The sequence below is a fragment of the Streptomyces sp. NPDC050528 genome, from assembly GCF_044457795.1.
GTDB lineage: Bacteria > Actinomycetota > Actinomycetes > Streptomycetales > Streptomycetaceae > Streptomyces.
The window spans coordinates 166,488-181,403 of the sequence record NZ_JBITHH010000003.1 but is presented as its reverse complement, the minus strand read 5'-3'; the positions used below and the strand labels follow the sequence as shown (position 1 = coordinate 181,403).

General features: G+C 70.9%; 16 protein-coding genes. 9 read left to right on the top strand and 7 right to left on the bottom strand.

Features of this window, described 5'->3' with window-relative positions; genetic code table 11:
* Nucleotides 1–46: 46 nt before the first annotated feature.
* The 4 genes from ACIBK4_RS12205 to ACIBK4_RS12190 are packed head-to-tail and all read right to left on the bottom strand — an operon-like array spanning nucleotide 47 to nucleotide 3,217.
* A complete protein-coding gene (locus tag ACIBK4_RS12205) occupies nucleotides 47–850 on the bottom strand; it encodes an acyl-CoA thioesterase (RefSeq protein ID WP_398994560.1) in 804 nt (267 codons plus the stop codon).
* A gap of 20 nt (nucleotides 851–870) precedes the next feature.
* The gene (locus tag ACIBK4_RS12200) at nucleotides 871–1,656 is read right to left on the bottom strand and encodes an acyl-CoA dehydrogenase family protein (RefSeq protein ID WP_398994559.1); all 786 of its coding nucleotides are present in this window, start codon (nucleotides 1,654–1,656) and stop codon (nucleotides 871–873) included.
* Nucleotides 1,657–1,658: 2 nt separating this feature from the next.
* Nucleotides 1,659–2,774 carry an acyl-CoA dehydrogenase family protein gene (locus ACIBK4_RS12195; RefSeq protein WP_398994558.1) on the bottom strand — a complete coding sequence of 372 codons (1,116 nt, stop codon included), beginning with the start codon at nucleotides 2,772–2,774 and terminating at the stop codon, nucleotides 1,659–1,661.
* Complete coding sequence (locus tag ACIBK4_RS12190) at nucleotides 2,771–3,217, bottom strand: nuclear transport factor 2 family protein (RefSeq protein ID WP_398994557.1); 447 nt, start codon at nucleotides 3,215–3,217, stop codon at nucleotides 2,771–2,773. Before ACIBK4_RS12190 ends, ACIBK4_RS12195 begins: the two co-directional genes overlap by 4 nt.
* 159 nt (nucleotides 3,218–3,376) lie before the next feature.
* Here ACIBK4_RS12190 and ACIBK4_RS12185 point away from each other — a divergent pair, with 159 nt between their 5' ends.
* Genes ACIBK4_RS12185 through ACIBK4_RS12155 form a run of 7 tightly spaced genes read left to right on the top strand, consistent with a single transcriptional unit; the run spans nucleotide 3,377 to nucleotide 9,596 of the window.
* The gene (locus ACIBK4_RS12185; protein WP_398994556.1) at nucleotides 3,377–5,491 is read left to right on the top strand and encodes an ABC transporter permease; all 2,115 of its coding nucleotides are present in this window, start codon (nucleotides 3,377–3,379) and stop codon (nucleotides 5,489–5,491) included.
* On the top strand, nucleotides 5,472–6,182 hold the full coding sequence (locus ACIBK4_RS12180) for an ABC transporter ATP-binding protein (protein WP_398994555.1): 711 nt from the start codon (nucleotides 5,472–5,474) through the stop codon (nucleotides 6,180–6,182). The genes ACIBK4_RS12185 and ACIBK4_RS12180 overlap by 20 nt, the downstream gene beginning before the upstream one ends.
* The gene (locus ACIBK4_RS12175) at nucleotides 6,179–6,886 is read left to right on the top strand and encodes an ABC transporter ATP-binding protein (protein ID WP_398994554.1); all 708 of its coding nucleotides are present in this window, start codon (nucleotides 6,179–6,181) and stop codon (nucleotides 6,884–6,886) included. Before ACIBK4_RS12180 ends, ACIBK4_RS12175 begins: the two co-directional genes overlap by 4 nt.
* The gene (locus ACIBK4_RS12170; protein WP_398994553.1) at nucleotides 6,883–7,266 is read left to right on the top strand and encodes a hypothetical protein; all 384 of its coding nucleotides are present in this window, start codon (nucleotides 6,883–6,885) and stop codon (nucleotides 7,264–7,266) included. Before ACIBK4_RS12175 ends, ACIBK4_RS12170 begins: the two co-directional genes overlap by 4 nt.
* Entirely contained in the window at nucleotides 7,232–7,549 is a 318-nt protein-coding gene (locus tag ACIBK4_RS12165) for a hypothetical protein (protein ID WP_398994552.1), read from the top strand. The genes ACIBK4_RS12170 and ACIBK4_RS12165 overlap by 35 nt, the downstream gene beginning before the upstream one ends.
* A 26-nt stretch (nucleotides 7,550–7,575) precedes the next feature.
* The gene (locus ACIBK4_RS12160) at nucleotides 7,576–8,871 is read left to right on the top strand and encodes an amidohydrolase family protein (RefSeq protein ID WP_398994551.1); all 1,296 of its coding nucleotides are present in this window, start codon (nucleotides 7,576–7,578) and stop codon (nucleotides 8,869–8,871) included.
* A complete protein-coding gene (locus tag ACIBK4_RS12155; RefSeq protein WP_398994550.1) occupies nucleotides 8,868–9,596 on the top strand; it encodes an enoyl-CoA hydratase-related protein in 729 nt (242 codons plus the stop codon). Before ACIBK4_RS12160 ends, ACIBK4_RS12155 begins: the two co-directional genes overlap by 4 nt.
* 66 nt (nucleotides 9,597–9,662) lie before the next feature.
* Here ACIBK4_RS12155 and ACIBK4_RS12150 read toward each other — a convergent pair whose 3' ends face one another.
* A complete protein-coding gene (locus tag ACIBK4_RS12150; RefSeq protein ID WP_398994549.1) occupies nucleotides 9,663–10,637 on the bottom strand; it encodes an enoyl-CoA hydratase/isomerase family protein in 975 nt (324 codons plus the stop codon).
* Nucleotides 10,638–10,707: 70 nt separating this feature from the next.
* On the opposite strand from ACIBK4_RS12150, the gene ACIBK4_RS12145 reads away from it, so the two are divergent.
* Nucleotides 10,708–11,739 carry a CoA transferase gene (locus ACIBK4_RS12145; RefSeq protein WP_398994548.1) on the top strand — a complete coding sequence of 344 codons (1,032 nt, stop codon included), beginning with the start codon at nucleotides 10,708–10,710 and terminating at the stop codon, nucleotides 11,737–11,739.
* Nucleotides 11,733–12,983, top strand: a complete 1,251-nt coding sequence (locus ACIBK4_RS12140; RefSeq protein ID WP_398994547.1) for an amidohydrolase family protein — start codon at nucleotides 11,733–11,735, stop codon at nucleotides 12,981–12,983. Before ACIBK4_RS12145 ends, ACIBK4_RS12140 begins: the two co-directional genes overlap by 7 nt.
* Nucleotide 12,984: 1 nt before the next feature.
* On the opposite strand, the gene ACIBK4_RS12135 is transcribed toward ACIBK4_RS12140, so the two are convergent.
* Complete coding sequence (locus ACIBK4_RS12135; protein WP_398995043.1) at nucleotides 12,985–13,710, bottom strand: SDR family NAD(P)-dependent oxidoreductase; 726 nt, start codon at nucleotides 13,708–13,710, stop codon at nucleotides 12,985–12,987.
* Nucleotides 13,711–13,756: 46 nt separating this feature from the next.
* Nucleotides 13,757–14,905: an acyl-CoA dehydrogenase family protein gene (locus tag ACIBK4_RS12130; RefSeq protein ID WP_398994546.1), complete on the bottom strand. Its 1,149-nt coding sequence runs from the start codon at nucleotides 14,903–14,905 to the stop codon at nucleotides 13,757–13,759.
* Nucleotides 14,906–14,916: the final 11 nt, after the last annotated feature.

Below are 14,916 nucleotides of genomic sequence, written 5' to 3'. Positions count from 1 at the left end.
CCCTCCTGCCCTCAGCCCCGGTGACCGCCCGACGGGGGCAGTACCGTCACGCGACTGTACGGAACCTCAGCAGCGCCTCCTGCGCGAACGACGCGACCAGGGACCCCCACGCGGTGAGGACATCGCCCCGGCCGTAGCAGCGACCGTGAGCGAGAAGCGGGCTCTGCTGGCGCAGGAGGAGCCAGTCGTCCGTGGTGAAAGGGCGGTGGAACCACACCGTGTGCGCGGTGACGGCGGAGGTGAACGCCGTTCCCGAATCGTGCTGGGTGACCCCTTCGAGCGGGCGAAGCGCCGTGCCGATCAGGCTCAGATCACTCGCGTACGCCGTCAACGCCGGGGCCAGCTCCGGGGCGACGGCCGGCGTCCGCATCCACAGGTCGTACTCGGGAGGCTCCGACTTCGGCGAGTCCACGTCGACAATCGCCCGCGTGTCCCAGGGAAGCAGCGAGAGATCCACGTCGTGCTCCGCCCCAGGCACCGAGGGCATCGGGAACGCGACCTGCTGGTCGGGACCCTCCTCATGGGAGTGGAGCGACACGGCGGCTACGGCCGCGACCCCCTGCGTCTGCCGCGCCACCACGGTCAACGTGGCGAAGGAGCCGCCCTCATGATGACACGTCACCTCGTACCGCACCGGCTCCTGCGGACGCCCCGCCCGCGCGAATTGCACATGAAGGCTCTTGACCGCCTTGTCGGGGCAGGCCAGTTGGGCGGCGCGGACACTCTGGGCGAGCAACTGGCCGCCGAAGATGCGGTGGTAGCCCAGTTGTTGGTTGCGGCCCTCGTACACGGAGCCGGGGTGGGCGTCGAGGTCCAGGCAGGAGAGCAGGTCGCTCCACAGATCGGTCACTGATGTCACTCCTCGGTCGATCACAGGTGGACGAGCCGCGGCGCGGACCCGCCGGCCCGCAGCAGCGCCCCCGCCTCGCGCGTCAACTCCCGTGCGCTGCCCAGCAGTCCGTCCAGCACCATGGCCCGCCGGACGTGCCGGTGCAGATCGTGTTCGGCGGTGAACCCGATCCCGCCGAGCACCTGCTGGCAGTGCCGGGCCGCCGTCAGGGCCGCCTGCCCGGCCGCCGCCTTGGCCAGCAGTGCGCCCAGCTCGTCCGTAGCGGCGACCAGGGTGGCCTCGGCGCCGTCCAGCGCCACGAGCGTCTCGGCGAGCCGGTGCCGTACGGCCTGGAAGGAAGCGAGCGGGCGGCCGAACTGCTCCCGGTCCACGGCGTGTTGGCGGGCCAGCGTGAGCATGGCGCGGCCGGTCCCGAGCAGCCACCAGCCGAGCGCGACCCGGCCGGTGGAGAGGGGGACGGGAGCATCGACGGGCACGGTGCGCAGGGGCAGTTCGGCGTCCAGGGTCGTCCCGGCGGCAGTGTCGTCGCGCTCCCACACGACCCATGCGCCACCCGTGAACGGCATCGGCAGCGTGCCGCCGAGTGGACGGCCCGCCGCGTGCAGCAGGACGTCGTTGAGGAGCGGCGCGTGGGCGCCCGTCTCGCCCAGCAGGCGGAAGGCGATCGGTACGGCCATGTCCGGCTGTTCCGCGAGCAGTTCGGCCCAGCCGAGGTCGGCCAGAGCGGCGTCCAGCGCCTGCCCCGACGCCGCTGTCATCGTCTTGCGAAGCGTCTCGGCGAGCAGGTCCCGTTCGGCGGCGTCCACGGCTACTCCCTTCCCAGGTCGAGCAGTCGGCGCGCGATGATGTTGCGCTGGATCTCGGCCGTACCGCCGTAGATCGTCGCGGCCCGTGCGTACAGGTACTCCGAGCGCCACGGTGTGTCCGTCAACTCCAGTACGCCGGGCAGGAGATCGCGCACGGTCTCGAAGAGTTGTTGCTCGGCGGTGGCAAGGAGCACCTTGTCGACCGACGTCTCCGCGCCCAGCCGCTCACCTGCCGCCAGGCGCCGCTGTGTGGCGTGGGACGCGCAGCGCGCGGTGTGCAACGCGAGGTAGGCAGCGCCGAGTTGGGCGTCGTCGGGGATTTCCGTCTCGGCCAGCAGACGGTCAAGTCGCGTGTAGAGATGGGCGATCCGGTGCCAGAAGCAGGTGGAGCGCTCGTGCGGGAGCAGGTCCATCGCCAGGCGCCAGCCGTCGCCGGGGCGGCCGAGCATCCGGTCGGCGGGCACCATCACGTCGTCGAAGAACACCTCGGCGAACTCGTCCACGCCGTGCATCGTGCGCAGCGGCCGGACGGTGATGCCCGGGGTGTCCATGTCGACGAAGAACGCGGTGATCCCGTTGTGCCCGGGCGCGGTGCGGGTCAACAGAACGCATCGGGCAGCGAATTGGGCGAGGCTCGTCCACACCTTCTGGCCACTGATCTCCCAGTGGTCGCCGCGCGGGACCGCCCGCGTGGTGAGCGAGGCGAGGTCGCTGCCTGAGCCGGGTTCGGAGAAGCCCTGGCACCACTGCTCGCGCCCGCTCAGCAGCCGCGGGACCATCTCGGCGGCCAGCGCTGGAGGAGCGTACGAGATCATCGTCGGCGCGAGGACCTCGATCATCGAGTAGATCCCCGGCTCGGCCAACTCCCTTGTGGCGACCTCCTCGCCGAGCACCGCCCTGAGCACCGCGGGCCCGCCGAGCCCCCTCACCTCGGCGGGCCAGCCGTACCGCATCCAGTCCGCGTCGTACAACGCCCGGCGGACCCGGGCCAGTTGAGCGACCTGGGCGTCCAGGGAGTGGTCGGGGCCGGGGGAGAGGTCGTGCTCGTCCAGCCAGGCGCGCAGGCCCGTGCGGAAGTCGGCGACGCTCGTGCTGCCGGGCGCGGAGGCGACGCTCATGTACCCGGGCGCTGATAGGCGTGCGGGCGGCCCGAGTCGTGTGCTCCGCTGCGGCGGATGAACGTCATGGCCCGGGTGCGCAACCGCCAACCCCCGTCCGTGCGGACGTAGGTGTCGTTGTAGTAGCCGATCCGCAGGTCGTGCGTGGCGTGGTCGACGAAGCAGAGCGGCTGGGTGCCGGTCGCCGTGTCGCCGGAAAGGTCGACGGCCGGCGTCCCCGTGAGGAACAGCCCCTTGGGCGCGGCGGCCACGAGCGCCGGGAACTCGTCGAGGCCGTAGGAGTCCCCGAAGGCGCTGTACGTGCCGTCGGGCGTGAAGACCCCCAGCACCCCGTCCAGGTCGCCGCGCGTGATGCACACCGCGTAGCGGGCGAGGAGCTGCTGGATCTCCATCAGGTCGTCGGTCGCACCCGGGGGCGGAGCCGGAACAGGCAAGGAGGACAAGGACTTTCCACCCTTCACCATGAGTGAGAATGCCATTCTCTCAGATGAGTGGCAGATTTCCATGCGGTGTGAGGCGACGTCAACAGTCTCTGTCTGAATGGTTGATTCTCCGTAGATGAGAAGCTAGTTTCCAGCGATGGAGAGGGGAGATCCGACGCGATGGACCAGTTCCTCACCTTCGGGATCGTCGGCCTGAGCACGGCCGCGATCTATGCCGTCATCGGCAGTGGGCTCGTGCTCACCTACACCACCACCGGCGTCTTCAACTTCGCGCACGGCGCGGCCGGCATGCTGTCCGCCTTCATGTACTGGCAGCTGACCGTCGGCTGGGGCTGGCCCGTTCCGGTCGCCCTGGTCGTGGTGCTGCTCGTGCTCGCTCCCGGCTTCGGGCTGCTCGTGGAGCGGTTCGTCCTGCGGCCCGTCCAGGCACTCGGCGAAGCCGAACGGCTGGTGATGACGGTCGCGCTGCTCAGCGGTCTCATCGCGGCCGCCCGCTGGATCTGGGACCCGAACGTGGCACGCCCCCTGCCGATGTTCTTCGCCGGCCGCAAGCCCATCCACCTCGGCCCGGCCGTCATCACCTGGCACCAGGCGATCACCATGGCGGTGGCCGTTGCCGTCGCCGTCGGCCTGCGCCTCCTGCTCTACCGCACTCGCGCCGGAGCCGAGATGCGCGCGGCCGTCGACGACCGCGCACTGGTCGGACTCACCGGCGCCGACCCGGTCCGGGCGGGCCGGGTCTCCTGGATCCTCGGCACCCAACTGGCCGCGATCGGCGGCATCTTGATCGCCCCGACCGTCACCCTCGACGCCGCCCAGCTCTCCCTGCTGATCGTCAGCGCGTACACCGCGGCGGTCTTCGGGAGGCTGCGCAGCCTGCCGCTCACCTTCCTCGGCGCGGTCGTCGTCGGCTGCATGGAGAGCTACCTCACCGGCTACCTCCCGCAGAACGAATACCTCCCCGGCCTACGGCTCGCCGCCCCCGCCCTGCTGCTCTTCCTCGCCCTGCTGGTCTTCCCGCACCGGCGCCTGCGCGGCCGTGAACGACGGCTGGCCCGCGTCCCGGTGCCGAGCGCGCGCGGCACGCTCGTGTTCGCGGCGGTCGTCGTCGCCTTCGGCGCGGTACTGGCCTCCCTGCTCGGAGAAGCCGACCTGATCACCTACGGAGCGATCTTCTCGCTGGGCGTGGTGGCGCTCTCGTACGTCCCGCTCGCCGGGTACGCCGGACAGGTCTCCCTCTGTCAGCTGAGCATGGCCGGCATCGGAGCGGTCGTCTGGGCGCACCTCGGCGCGCACGGCGAACTGTGGGCACTCGGCGCCACGATCCTCGTCTCGGCGGTGGCCGGAGCGCTGGTCGCCCTTCCCGCGCTGCGGCTCTCCGGCGTGTATCTCGCCCTGGGCACCGCCGCGTTCGCCGTGATCCTCGACCGGTGGATCTTCACCCTGCCCGCCTTCCACGTCTTCGGCCTGCGGATCGCCCTCTTCGACCAGGGCTCGGTCGACGCCACCGGACCCGACCTGTTCGGCATCCGGCTGGACAGCGGACGGGAGTTGATGGTGTTCGCCGCCGTCTGCCTCGCGCTCGCCTCGATCGGCGTGGCGGCCCTGCGCCGCAGCCGCTTCGGCCGACGACTGATCGCCCTGCGCGACAGCGAGGCCGCGTACGCCACCCTCGGCGGCAACCTGCTGGTCGCCAAGGTCGCCGTGTTCGCCCTCGCCTCCGGCATCGCCGGACTCGGCGGAGCGCTGTACGGAATGCAGCAACGCACCGTCACCGCCGACCAGTTCAGCCTCGTGGCAGGACTGCCCATCTTCCTCGTCGCCGTGGTCGGCGGACTCGGCGCGGTCGGCAACGGGCTTTTCGCCGGCACCGCGTTCGTCGGCCCGACCAACGCCCTGATCGCCGTCGTCCCCGGCACCGCGAACCTGGTCGCCCTGCTCCCCGGCCTCGCCGGCGTCGGACTCGGCCACAACCCCGACGGCATCGTCTCCCGCTTCCGCCGCCAGTGGGAGCCCCTTGCCCGCGACCGCATCGCCCTGCCCACCCTGCTCTGCGCCCTCGCCCTGGCCTGGGCCCTGCGCTTCACCGACGTCATCAACAACTGGACGTACTACGGCGGTTCACTCGTCCTCGCCGTGGCACTCCGCGCCTGGGCGAGCGCCCGGCAAGCTGCTCCGGCCGAGGTGGAGATCCCCGTCGAGTGGTGGGGCCTGCGGCGTGAGTGGCGCCCCGAGGACGAGGAGGTGCTGGCCCGTGGCGTCGCTGCAGGTTAGTGGAGTGACCGTCTCCTTCGGCGGAAACCGCGCTCTCGACGGGGTCGCCCTGACCGCCGAGGCAGGCCGGGTCACGGGACTCATCGGGCCCAACGGGGCAGGAAAAAGTACCCTGTTCGACGTCGCCTCCGGACTGCGCAGGCCCTCCTCGGGAGAGGTCCGGCTGGACGGCCGGGACGTCACCCGGGCCCGGCCCTCCGCACGTGCCCGACACGGACTCGCCCGCACCTTCCAGCGCCTGGAGCTCTTCGGCCGGCTCAGCGTGCGCGACAACCTCCTCGTCGCCGCCGAACTCGGCCCCGAACGCCGCCGCGCCGACCGGCTCGTCACCGAGATCCTGCACCGGCTCGACCTGACCCACCTCGCCGACACCTCACCCGACGCGCTCCCCACGGGAGTCGGCCGCCTGGTCGAGGTGGGAAGGGCCCTCGCGATCCGCCCGAAGGTGCTTCTCCTCGACGAACCCGCCGCCGGACAGGACGCGGAGGAGACCGAACGCTTCGCGGAACTCCTGCGCGCCCTCACCGGCGACGGGACCGCCGTCGTCCTCGTCGAGCACGACATGAGCCTCGTGATGGCCGTCTGCGACGAGGTGTACGTCCTCGACCTCGGCAAGATCATCGCCGTCGGCCCGCCCGAGGTGATCCGCAGCGACGAAACGGTTCTCGCCGCCTACCTGGGGGACGCGTGAGCGCACTTCTCGAACTGCGCGGGATCCGCGCCGCCCACGAACGCATCACCGTCCTGCACGGCGTCGACCTCGACGTCGCCGCCGGACAGGTGGTGGCGCTGCTCGGTCCGAACGGCGCCGGGAAGACCACCACGTTGCGGGTCGCGGCCGGCGTCCACCCCGTCGAGTCGGGCCAACTCCTGCTCGGCGGACGGGACATGACCGGCGCCGACCCCCGCGACCTGGCCCGCGCCGGAGTCTGCCTCATCCCCGAAGGACGGGGCGTCTTCCCGAACCTGTCCGTCCGCGACAACCTCCTCATGATGACCTTCACCGGCCGCGGCCGGGAGGAGATCGAGGAGATCGCGTTCGCCCGCTTCCCCGTCCTGGCCCGACGCGCCGGACAGGCGGCGGGCACGCTCTCCGGCGGCGAACAGCAGATGCTCGCCCTCGCCCGCGGCCTCGCCACCGACCCCGCCGTACTGCTGCTCGACGAACTCTCCATGGGGCTCGCCCCGTTGGTCGTCGGCCGGCTCTACGAACAGGTCGGCGAGATCGCCCGGCAGGGCGTCGCCGTACTCGTCGTCGAGCAGTTCGCCGCCGCGGTCCTCGACATCTGCGACCACGCCGCCGTCCTCGTACGCGGCCGGGTCGAACGGCAGGGCCACCCCGACGGCGGGTTGCGTGCCGAACTGTCCGCTCTCTACCTGGGGAGTTCCACATGACGTCCACCGAGACGCGAGCGGACCGCTTCGTCCGCGAACTCACCGTCCTGAAAATCCCGGACCCGGCCGCCGGAAGGGCCGTTCTCTGGCTGCGCGTGGGCGGCGCCCTGATGACGATCGGCGTCGTCCTCGGCGTGTGCGCCTACTTCATCTCGCACAACACCAGCGATCCGCTGGTGCAGAACGACGCTCTCACGCTCGGCCTGGCAGGGGTCGCCGGAAGCGTCGTCGGCTCCGCCCTCTTCCTGCGGTACTCGCTCACCGGCTTCCTGCGGTACTGGATGGCCCGTCAGTCCTACGACGTGGAACTCCTCGCCGACCGCCTGCTCGAAAGGGAACTCCGCCATGACCCCACCGGCACCGACGCTGCGCCCCGGTGACCAACTCGCCAGCACCGTCTGCGGCACCCGCGTGGTCGTCATCCGCGCACCCGCCGCCGCGCAGCCCCAACTGACCTGCGGCGGCAGCCCGTTGGTCCCCGCCGCCGAGGCACCCCCGGCCAAGCCCGGAGCGGCGGGCACCACCACCCTCATCGGCAAGCGGTACGTCGACGCCACCGGGACGCTCGAACTGCTCTGCACCGCCTCCGGCGCGGGCGAACTCACCTGCGACGGCGCCCCCATGGCCCTGAAGGCGGCCAAGCCGCTGCCCGCCTCCGACTGACCGACCCACCCCCGTAAGGAGCCGTCATGGACCGCGACGACCTCATCCTCATCAGCGTCGACGACCACATCATCGAGCCCCCCGACATGTTCGTGAACCACCTCCCCGAGCGGTACAAGAAAGACGCGCCCCAACTCGTGCACCGGGACGACGGAACGGACGTGTGGCAGTTCGGCGGCGCGACCATCACCAACTCGGCGCTCAACGCCGTGGCCGGCCGGCCCAAGGAGGAGTACGGCGTCGAACCGCAGGGCCTCGACGAGATCCGCCCCGGCTGTTACGACGTGCACGAGCGCATCAAGGACATGAACGCGGGCGGCATCCTCGCCCAGATGAACTTCCCGTCCTTCCCCGGCTTCTCGGCCCGCCTGTTCGCCACCAAGGACGTGGACTTCTCCCTCGCGCTCGTCCGGGCCTACAACGACTGGCACATCGACGAGTGGTGCGCCGCCTACCCGGGACGCTTCATCCCGATGGCGCTGCCCGCCATCTGGGACGCGGAGCTGTGCGCGGCGGAGGTCCGCCGGGTCGCCGAGAAGGGCGTTCACTCGCTCACCTTCACCGAGAACCCCGCCGTCCTCGGCTATCCGAGCTTCCACGACCCGTACTGGAACCCGCTGTGGCGCGCGCTGTCCGACACCGACACCGTGATGTCGGTGCACATCGGCTCCTCCGGCAGGCTCGCCGTGCCGGCCGCCGACTCGCCGCCCGACGTGATGATCACGCTCCAGCCCATGAACATCGTCTCCGCCGCCGCGGACCTGCTCTGGTCGCCCCCGATCAAGCAGTTCCCGAATCTGAAAATCGCCCTCTCGGAAGGCGGAACGGGCTGGATCCCGTACTTCCTGGAGCGCCTCGACCGCACCTTCGAGATGCACTCCACCTGGACCCTCCAGGACTTCGGCGGCAAGCTGCCCTCCGAGGTCTTCCGGGAGCACTTCCTGACCTGCTTCATCACCGACAAGCTGGGCGTACGACTGCGCCACGACATCGGCATCGACAACATCTGCTGGGAGGGCGACTACCCGCACAGCGACTCCCTGTGGCCGGACGCCCCCGAGCAGCTGCACGACGTGCTGTCGAGCTGCGACGTCCCCGACGACGAGGCCCGGAAGATCACCTTCGAGAACGCGATGCGCTGGTACTCCTTCGACCCCTTCGCACACATCCCGCGCGAACAGGCCACCGTGGGCGCGCTGCGCAAGGCGGCCGAGGGGCACGACGTCAGCACCCGCTCCCGCAGCCACCAACTCATCGAGCCCGCTGAGAAGTTGGAGGCGTTCCGCTCCAAGGCGCGGGCGGCCGTGGCGGCGGCCCGATGAGCGACCTGGTCCTCACCGAACGGATCGGCGCCGTCCTCGTGGCGACCCTGAACCGCCCGGAGGTCCGAAACGCCCTCAACCCGGAGCTGATTGACGAACTGTCAACTGTGCTCCGGGAAGCGGACACCGACCCGGCGGTCCGCGCGATCGTCCTCACCGGCGCCGGAACGGTCTTCTGTGCCGGCATGGACCTCAAGGCGTTCGCGAAGGGCGGCGGCAAGTTCGACGGCCTGGTGTGGTTCTTCCGCGAGGGCATCGCCACCCCGGTGATCGCCGCCCTCAACGGCTCGGCACTCGCCGGCGGCTTCGAACTCGCCCTGGCCTGCGACCTGGTGGTCGCCGCGGAGGACGCCAAACTGGGGATCGCGGAGGTGAAGCGTGGGCTGTTCGCGGCCGGCGGCGGTACGACGCTGGCCGACCGCGTGCCGTTGGCGGTCGCCCTGGAGATGGGGCTGACCGGCGACCTGGTCACCGCCTCGGAAGCCAAGCAGTTCGGCCTGGTCAACCGCGCCGTCCCGGCGGGGGAGGTGCGGGAGGCGGCCCTGACCCTGGCCGGCCGCATCGCCGAGAACGGCCCTCTCGGCGTCGCGATGACCAAGAAGCTGATGCGAGAACGCCGTTGGGCCGAACCGGCAGAGGTCGACTCCGTGTTCAGAAGCGCCGACGCGGCGGAGGGGGCACGGGCCTTCGCCGAACGACGTAGCCCGGTGTGGACGGGGAAGTAATTCAACTCCGGTGTTCCCGAGGCCGCGGGATGGTCTCGGGGACACCGGAGTGAAAGTCGCCAGTACTTAGAACCGGAGGGCTTGCTGAGCGGCCGTAGCCGCGTCGTCCAGGGCGCCGATCTCGTCCACGAGACTCCAGCGCAGCGCCTCCTTGACGCCCAACTCCGCCCCGGACAGGGCGAGATACGCCGTCCGCTCCCGACCGACCCGCACCGGAATGCTCGCCGTGCCACCCGCACCCGGGATGAGCCCCATCCCGATCTCCGGCAACCGGATCACCGTGTCCGGCGCGGCGACCACCCGCCCCGCGAAAGCCGCGAGCTCGATCCCCGCGCCGACACACGCACCGTGCAGATACGCGGTCACCCGGGGAGCGCAGCGGTGCAGCAGCGCGCCCGGACTCCGATGGACCCGGACGAGGTGGGCCTGCGCCGCATCACGGGACGTACCGAACTCGGCGAGGTCGCCGCCGCTGCAGAAGGCCGGACCGCTGCCGTACAGATCGACCCGGCTGATCGACGGGTCGGCCACGGCCACCTGGAGCGCCTCGCACAGAGCGTCCCTCGTCGCCGCGTCGAACGCGTTGCGCACCCAGGGCCGGTCCAGCGTGATGGACAACCGGGGACCGTCACGGTCGAGCCGGACGGGAGTCTCAGCGGGGCGGTGCGCACGCCGGGGAGCGGCGGCCAACCAAGCCCGGAAGTCCGCTCCGCCCTGAAGGGTCGAGTACGCGAGGGATTCGAGAATCAGCCTGTCGGGGATCGTGAGCCCGCCGCCCATCCGCAGCACCTGCACCAGCGCGACGGACGCGGCGGGCCGACTCTCGACGAGGTGACCCAGCTGCCTGGCCGTCGCCTGCGGGTCCGCGCATCCCACCCACGGCCTGGGCGGATCGGGAACACCGGTGAGGAGAACGTCGAACCCCTCGACGGTATCCCTGGGTTCCGCTGCCACGCCGACCACGACACGGTCCCGGTCTCCGGCTTCCGTTTCATATGCCGGAGTTCGGTCGAGGTCGACGATCACGAAGGGCGACTCCACGGTGATCTCCCTCCAGGTGTGGACCGGAGTGTAATTTGAGATCACCTGTGACGAGAAGGGGGTTCGACTCATGGAGAATCGCGCTCTCCATTCCTGGATGGACTCCGTCGAGCCGTTCCTGGATCCTCTCGTCGACATCTCCCGCTCGTTCACCGACCTGACCGGTGTCCCGGTCCACCTGCCCACCGCTCTGTTCCTACGGGCCCAACTGGCAAGCCTGGAACGCCCGTCCAGCACTTCGTCCAACGGCTCCTGCCACCTCCTCCAAGCCACCGACGGCTGGGCCGCCGTGAACCTGGCCCGCCCCGACGACCTGGCCGCCGTGCCCGCACTGCTGGCACTCCTGGGCTCGCCGGATGATCCCGGAGGACTGCATGCGGCGGTACGACGGAACACAGCGGCCGAAGTGGTCGAGGCCGCGCAGCTCCTCGGCATCGCCGCTGCCGTTCCGGGATCGGCTCAAGGCGCCCGGCCCGCGGTTCAGGCCGAGCGGTGGGGTGAACGGCGTACCCGCGCGCTGGCGGAGATACGGATCGTCGACTTCTCCGCGCTCTGGGCGGGGCCACTGTGCGCGCGGCTGCTGGGGCTGGCGGGAGCGCGGGTGGTGAAGGTGGAGAGCGCGACGCGACCCGACGGTGCGCGCTTCGGGACGCCCGCCTTCTACCGCTGGCTGCACGACGGGCACGGCAACCGGGTCGTCGATTTCACCGCCGGGGCGCTGGACGAGATCGTCGCCGAGGCCGATGTCGTCATCGAGGCGTCACGACCGCGCGCCCTGCGCCGACTCGGGCTTCGCGCCGAGGAGTTCCTCGCCGCACGCCCCGGCCGGGTCTGGGTCGGCATCACCGGATACGGACGCGAGAACGACCGTATCGCCTTCGGAGACGACGCTGCCGTGGCCGGCGGCCTGACGGGCTACGACCCGAACGGCGACCCCGTGTTCCTCGGCGACGCGATCGCCGATCCCGTCACCGGCGTGTTCGCGGCCCATGCCGCGGCCCGTTCCCTCGCCGCGGGAGGCGGCGAACTCCTCTGCGTCTCCATGGCGGCCTGCGCCGCGACACTTGCGGAGGCACAAACACGGGCTCAACCGCCGTGCTGATCAAAGACGTTGAGGTCGAGGGCCAGGCGGGGGCCGTGGACGTACGGATCGACGGCGGGCGGATCGTCGAGATCGGGCCCGGGCTGACGGGGTCGGGTGACGTGAACGGTCGCGGCGGTGCGTTGCTGCCCGGCCTGCACGACCACCACGTGCACCTCGCGGCGCTGGCCGCCGAGGCCGCCTCCGTGCGGGTCGGGCCGACGGACGTGCGCGACCGAACGGCGTTTGCTGCGGCCCTGGTTGGTGGTCCGCCGGGGGAGTGGGTGCGGGCCGTCGGCTACCACGAGGGCGTGGCTGGGGAGTTGGACCGGTGGGTATTGGACGCGCTCGCGCCGGATCGGCCGGTGCGGGTGCAGCATCGCACCGGTGCGCTGTGGGTGTGGAACAGTGCCGCGCTGCGGGCGGTCGGGCTGGACGGCGACGGCCGGTTCTGGCGCGAGGACGAGCGGCTGCGCGGGTTCGTGCCACCCGTGCGGCTGGACCTGGAGGGGGTCGGGCGGAGGGCGGCGGCGCTCGGTGTCACGGGGTTCACCAACGCCGACCCGCACCCCGCGAGCGGCCTCACCCGGATGCTGTCCGTCCTCCCGCAACGCCTCCTGGTGATGGGCATCGATGAGCCCGTGAAGCTGATGCTCGACGATCCCACGCTCCCCACCCCGGCCCAACTCGCCAGCACCATAGGGGAGGTCAGGCCCCGGCCTGTCGCCGTGCACTGCGTTACGCGCGTGCAATTGCTGGTGACACTGCTCGCCCTGGACGAGGTGGGACCGGCCGAGGGCGACCGGATCGAGCACGGGTCGGTGATCCCGGCCGAGACGATTCCGTGGCTACGACGGCTCGGCGTGACGGTCGTGACCCAGCCCCACTTCCCGGTCGAACGGGGCGACGCCTACGCCACCGACGTGAACGCCGACGACCGTCCCCACCTCTACCGTTGCCGGAGTCTGATCGAGGCGGGCGTGCCCCTCGCCGCCGGCACCGACGCGCCGTACGGCACCCCGGACCCCTGGGCGGTCATGCGGGCCGCGACCGAACGCGACGACGCGGAACGACTCCAACCCCGGGCGGCGCTGCGGCTGTTCACGGGCGAGCCCCAACACCCCGCGCGGGCACGCCGGTTGACGGTCGGGTCGGCCGCCGACCTGTGCCTGCTCCACGTCCCGCTCCGCGAGGGCCTGCGCACGCTGTCCGGGGAACTGGTCCGCGCCGCCTACGTGGCCGGTCGCCGCATTGACGGCGTGTGACCTACACGCTGTACCCGCCGTCAACTCCCAACGCCTGCCCGGTGATGAACCCCGCCCGGTCCGAGGCGAGGAACGCGACCGCCTCCGCGATGTCGGTCGCATCGCCGAAGCGGCGCATCGGGATGTTGCGCCGGGTGACGGCGAGCGCGGCCTCGTCCAGTTCGCCCGAGCTGATGAGACGGCCCGCGATACCGTCGTTGAGCATGCCGGGTGCCACGCAGTTCACACGGACGCCGTACCGGCCCTCCTCGGCGGCGAGAGCGCGGGCGACCGCCTCGACCGCGCCCTTCGCACCCGAGGACAGGCCGTCGCGTACCGGGAAGCGGCGGGTGGCGACGGTCGTCACGGCGACGATGTTGCCCTGGCTCTCACGCAGCAACGGCAGTGCGGGATGCACCAGGTTGAAGAACGCCACGGCGTCGCCTTCGAGTTGGGCGCGGTACTCGCTCGGCGTCACCTTGCTCAGGTGCCGCATCGGCACGTGCGGGCCCGCCGCGTACACGAGGGTGTGGATGCCGTCGGCCGCCCCGGACACGGCGTCGGCCGTGGCGGACTCGTCGGTCAAGTCCAGCCGTAGCGACCGTACTTGGCGGCCCAGCTTCGTGACCTCGGCCGTTACCGCGTCCGCTGCCTCCTGGTTGGCGCGGTAGGTGAAGACGATGTCGCTGCCGCGCTCGGCGAGTAGCCGGATGATCGCCGCCCCGATTCCGCCCGAGCCGCCGGCCACGAACGCGACACCTGGTCTGCTGGAGAAGTCCGGCACCGTAACCGCCTCACAATCCGAGGGACTTGGCGATGATGACCTTCATGACCTCGCTGGTCCCGGCGTAGATGCGGGTGATGCGTGCGTCCGCGTAGAGCCGGGCGATGGGGTATTCCAGCATGTAGCCGTAGCCGCCGAACAGTTGCAGGCAGCGGTCGACCGCGCGGGCCTGCATCTCGGTGCAGAAGAGTTTGACCTTGGCGGCGTCGGGGCCGCTCAGTTCGCCGGCGACGAGTTCCAGCACCGCCCGGTCGAGCATCGCCTGCGCGGCCTCTATCTCGGCGGCCACGGCGGCGAGTTCGAACTTGGTGTTCTGGAAGGAGGCGACCGTCTTTCCGAACGCCTTGCGCTCCTTCACGTACGAGATCGTCGTGTCCAGGGCCGCTCGCGCCTGTGCGACCGAGCCGACCGCCACCGTCATCCGCTCCTGCGGCAGGTTGTTGCCCAGATAGCCGAACGCGGCGCCCTCCTCGCCGAGCCGGTTGGCGACGGGGACCCGCACGTCGTCGAAGGCCAACTCCACTGTGTCCTGCACCTTGATGCCCATCTTGTGCAGCACCCGGCCGCGCGTGAAGCCAGGCATCCCGTCCTCGACGACCAGCAGGGTGAGCCCGGCGCGGCGGTTGTCAGGGTCGGTCGACGTACGCGCCACGACGATCACCAGGTCGGCGAGAAGCCCGCCGGTGATGAAGGTCTTCGCGCCGTTGAGAACGTACGAATCCCCGTCGCGTACGGCTGTCGTACGGATCCCCGCGAGATCGGACCCCGTACCCGGCTCGGTCATCGCGATGGCCGTCAGCAGCTTCCCGGTAGCCAGGCCGGGGAACCAGCGCTCGCGCTGATCCCGGTCGGCGTAGGTAAGGAAGTACGGGAGAACGACGTCCAGTTGGGTGCGTACGGTCCCCAACGTGACCAGGGCGCGGGCTGATTCCTCCTGGAGGACGACGTTGTAGCGGTAGTCGGCGAGGCCCGCACCGCCGTACTCCTCGGGGACGGCCGTGCCCAACAGGCCGAGCGAGCCCAGCTGTTCGAAGAGGGCGCGGGGGAGACGGCCGACCTCTTCCCACTCGGCGTAGTGGGGGACCACCTCCTTGGCGATGAAGTCCCGCGCGAGCCGGCGGAACGCCTCGTGGTCGTCGGTGAAGACGTCTCGGCGCACAACATCCCCTG

Excerpts from the sequence above, each read along its gene's own strand:
- ACIBK4_RS12195 (WP_398994558.1), bottom strand. The coding sequence starts at position 2,774 with ATGAGCGTCGCCTCCGCGCCCGGCAGCACGAGCGTCGCCGACTTCCGC.
- ACIBK4_RS12165 (WP_398994552.1), top strand. The coding sequence starts at position 7,232 with ATGACCCCACCGGCACCGACGCTGCGCCCCGGTGACCAACTCGCCAGC.
- ACIBK4_RS12155 (WP_398994550.1), top strand. The coding sequence starts at position 8,868 with ATGAGCGACCTGGTCCTCACCGAACGGATCGGCGCCGTCCTCGTGGCG.
- ACIBK4_RS12170 (WP_398994553.1), top strand. The coding sequence starts at position 6,883 with ATGACGTCCACCGAGACGCGAGCGGACCGCTTCGTCCGCGAACTCACC.
- ACIBK4_RS12185 (WP_398994556.1), top strand. The coding sequence starts at position 3,377 with ATGGACCAGTTCCTCACCTTCGGGATCGTCGGCCTGAGCACGGCCGCG.
- ACIBK4_RS12160 (WP_398994551.1), top strand. The coding sequence starts at position 7,576 with ATGGACCGCGACGACCTCATCCTCATCAGCGTCGACGACCACATCATC.
- ACIBK4_RS12145 (WP_398994548.1), top strand. The coding sequence starts at position 10,708 with ATGGAGAATCGCGCTCTCCATTCCTGGATGGACTCCGTCGAGCCGTTC.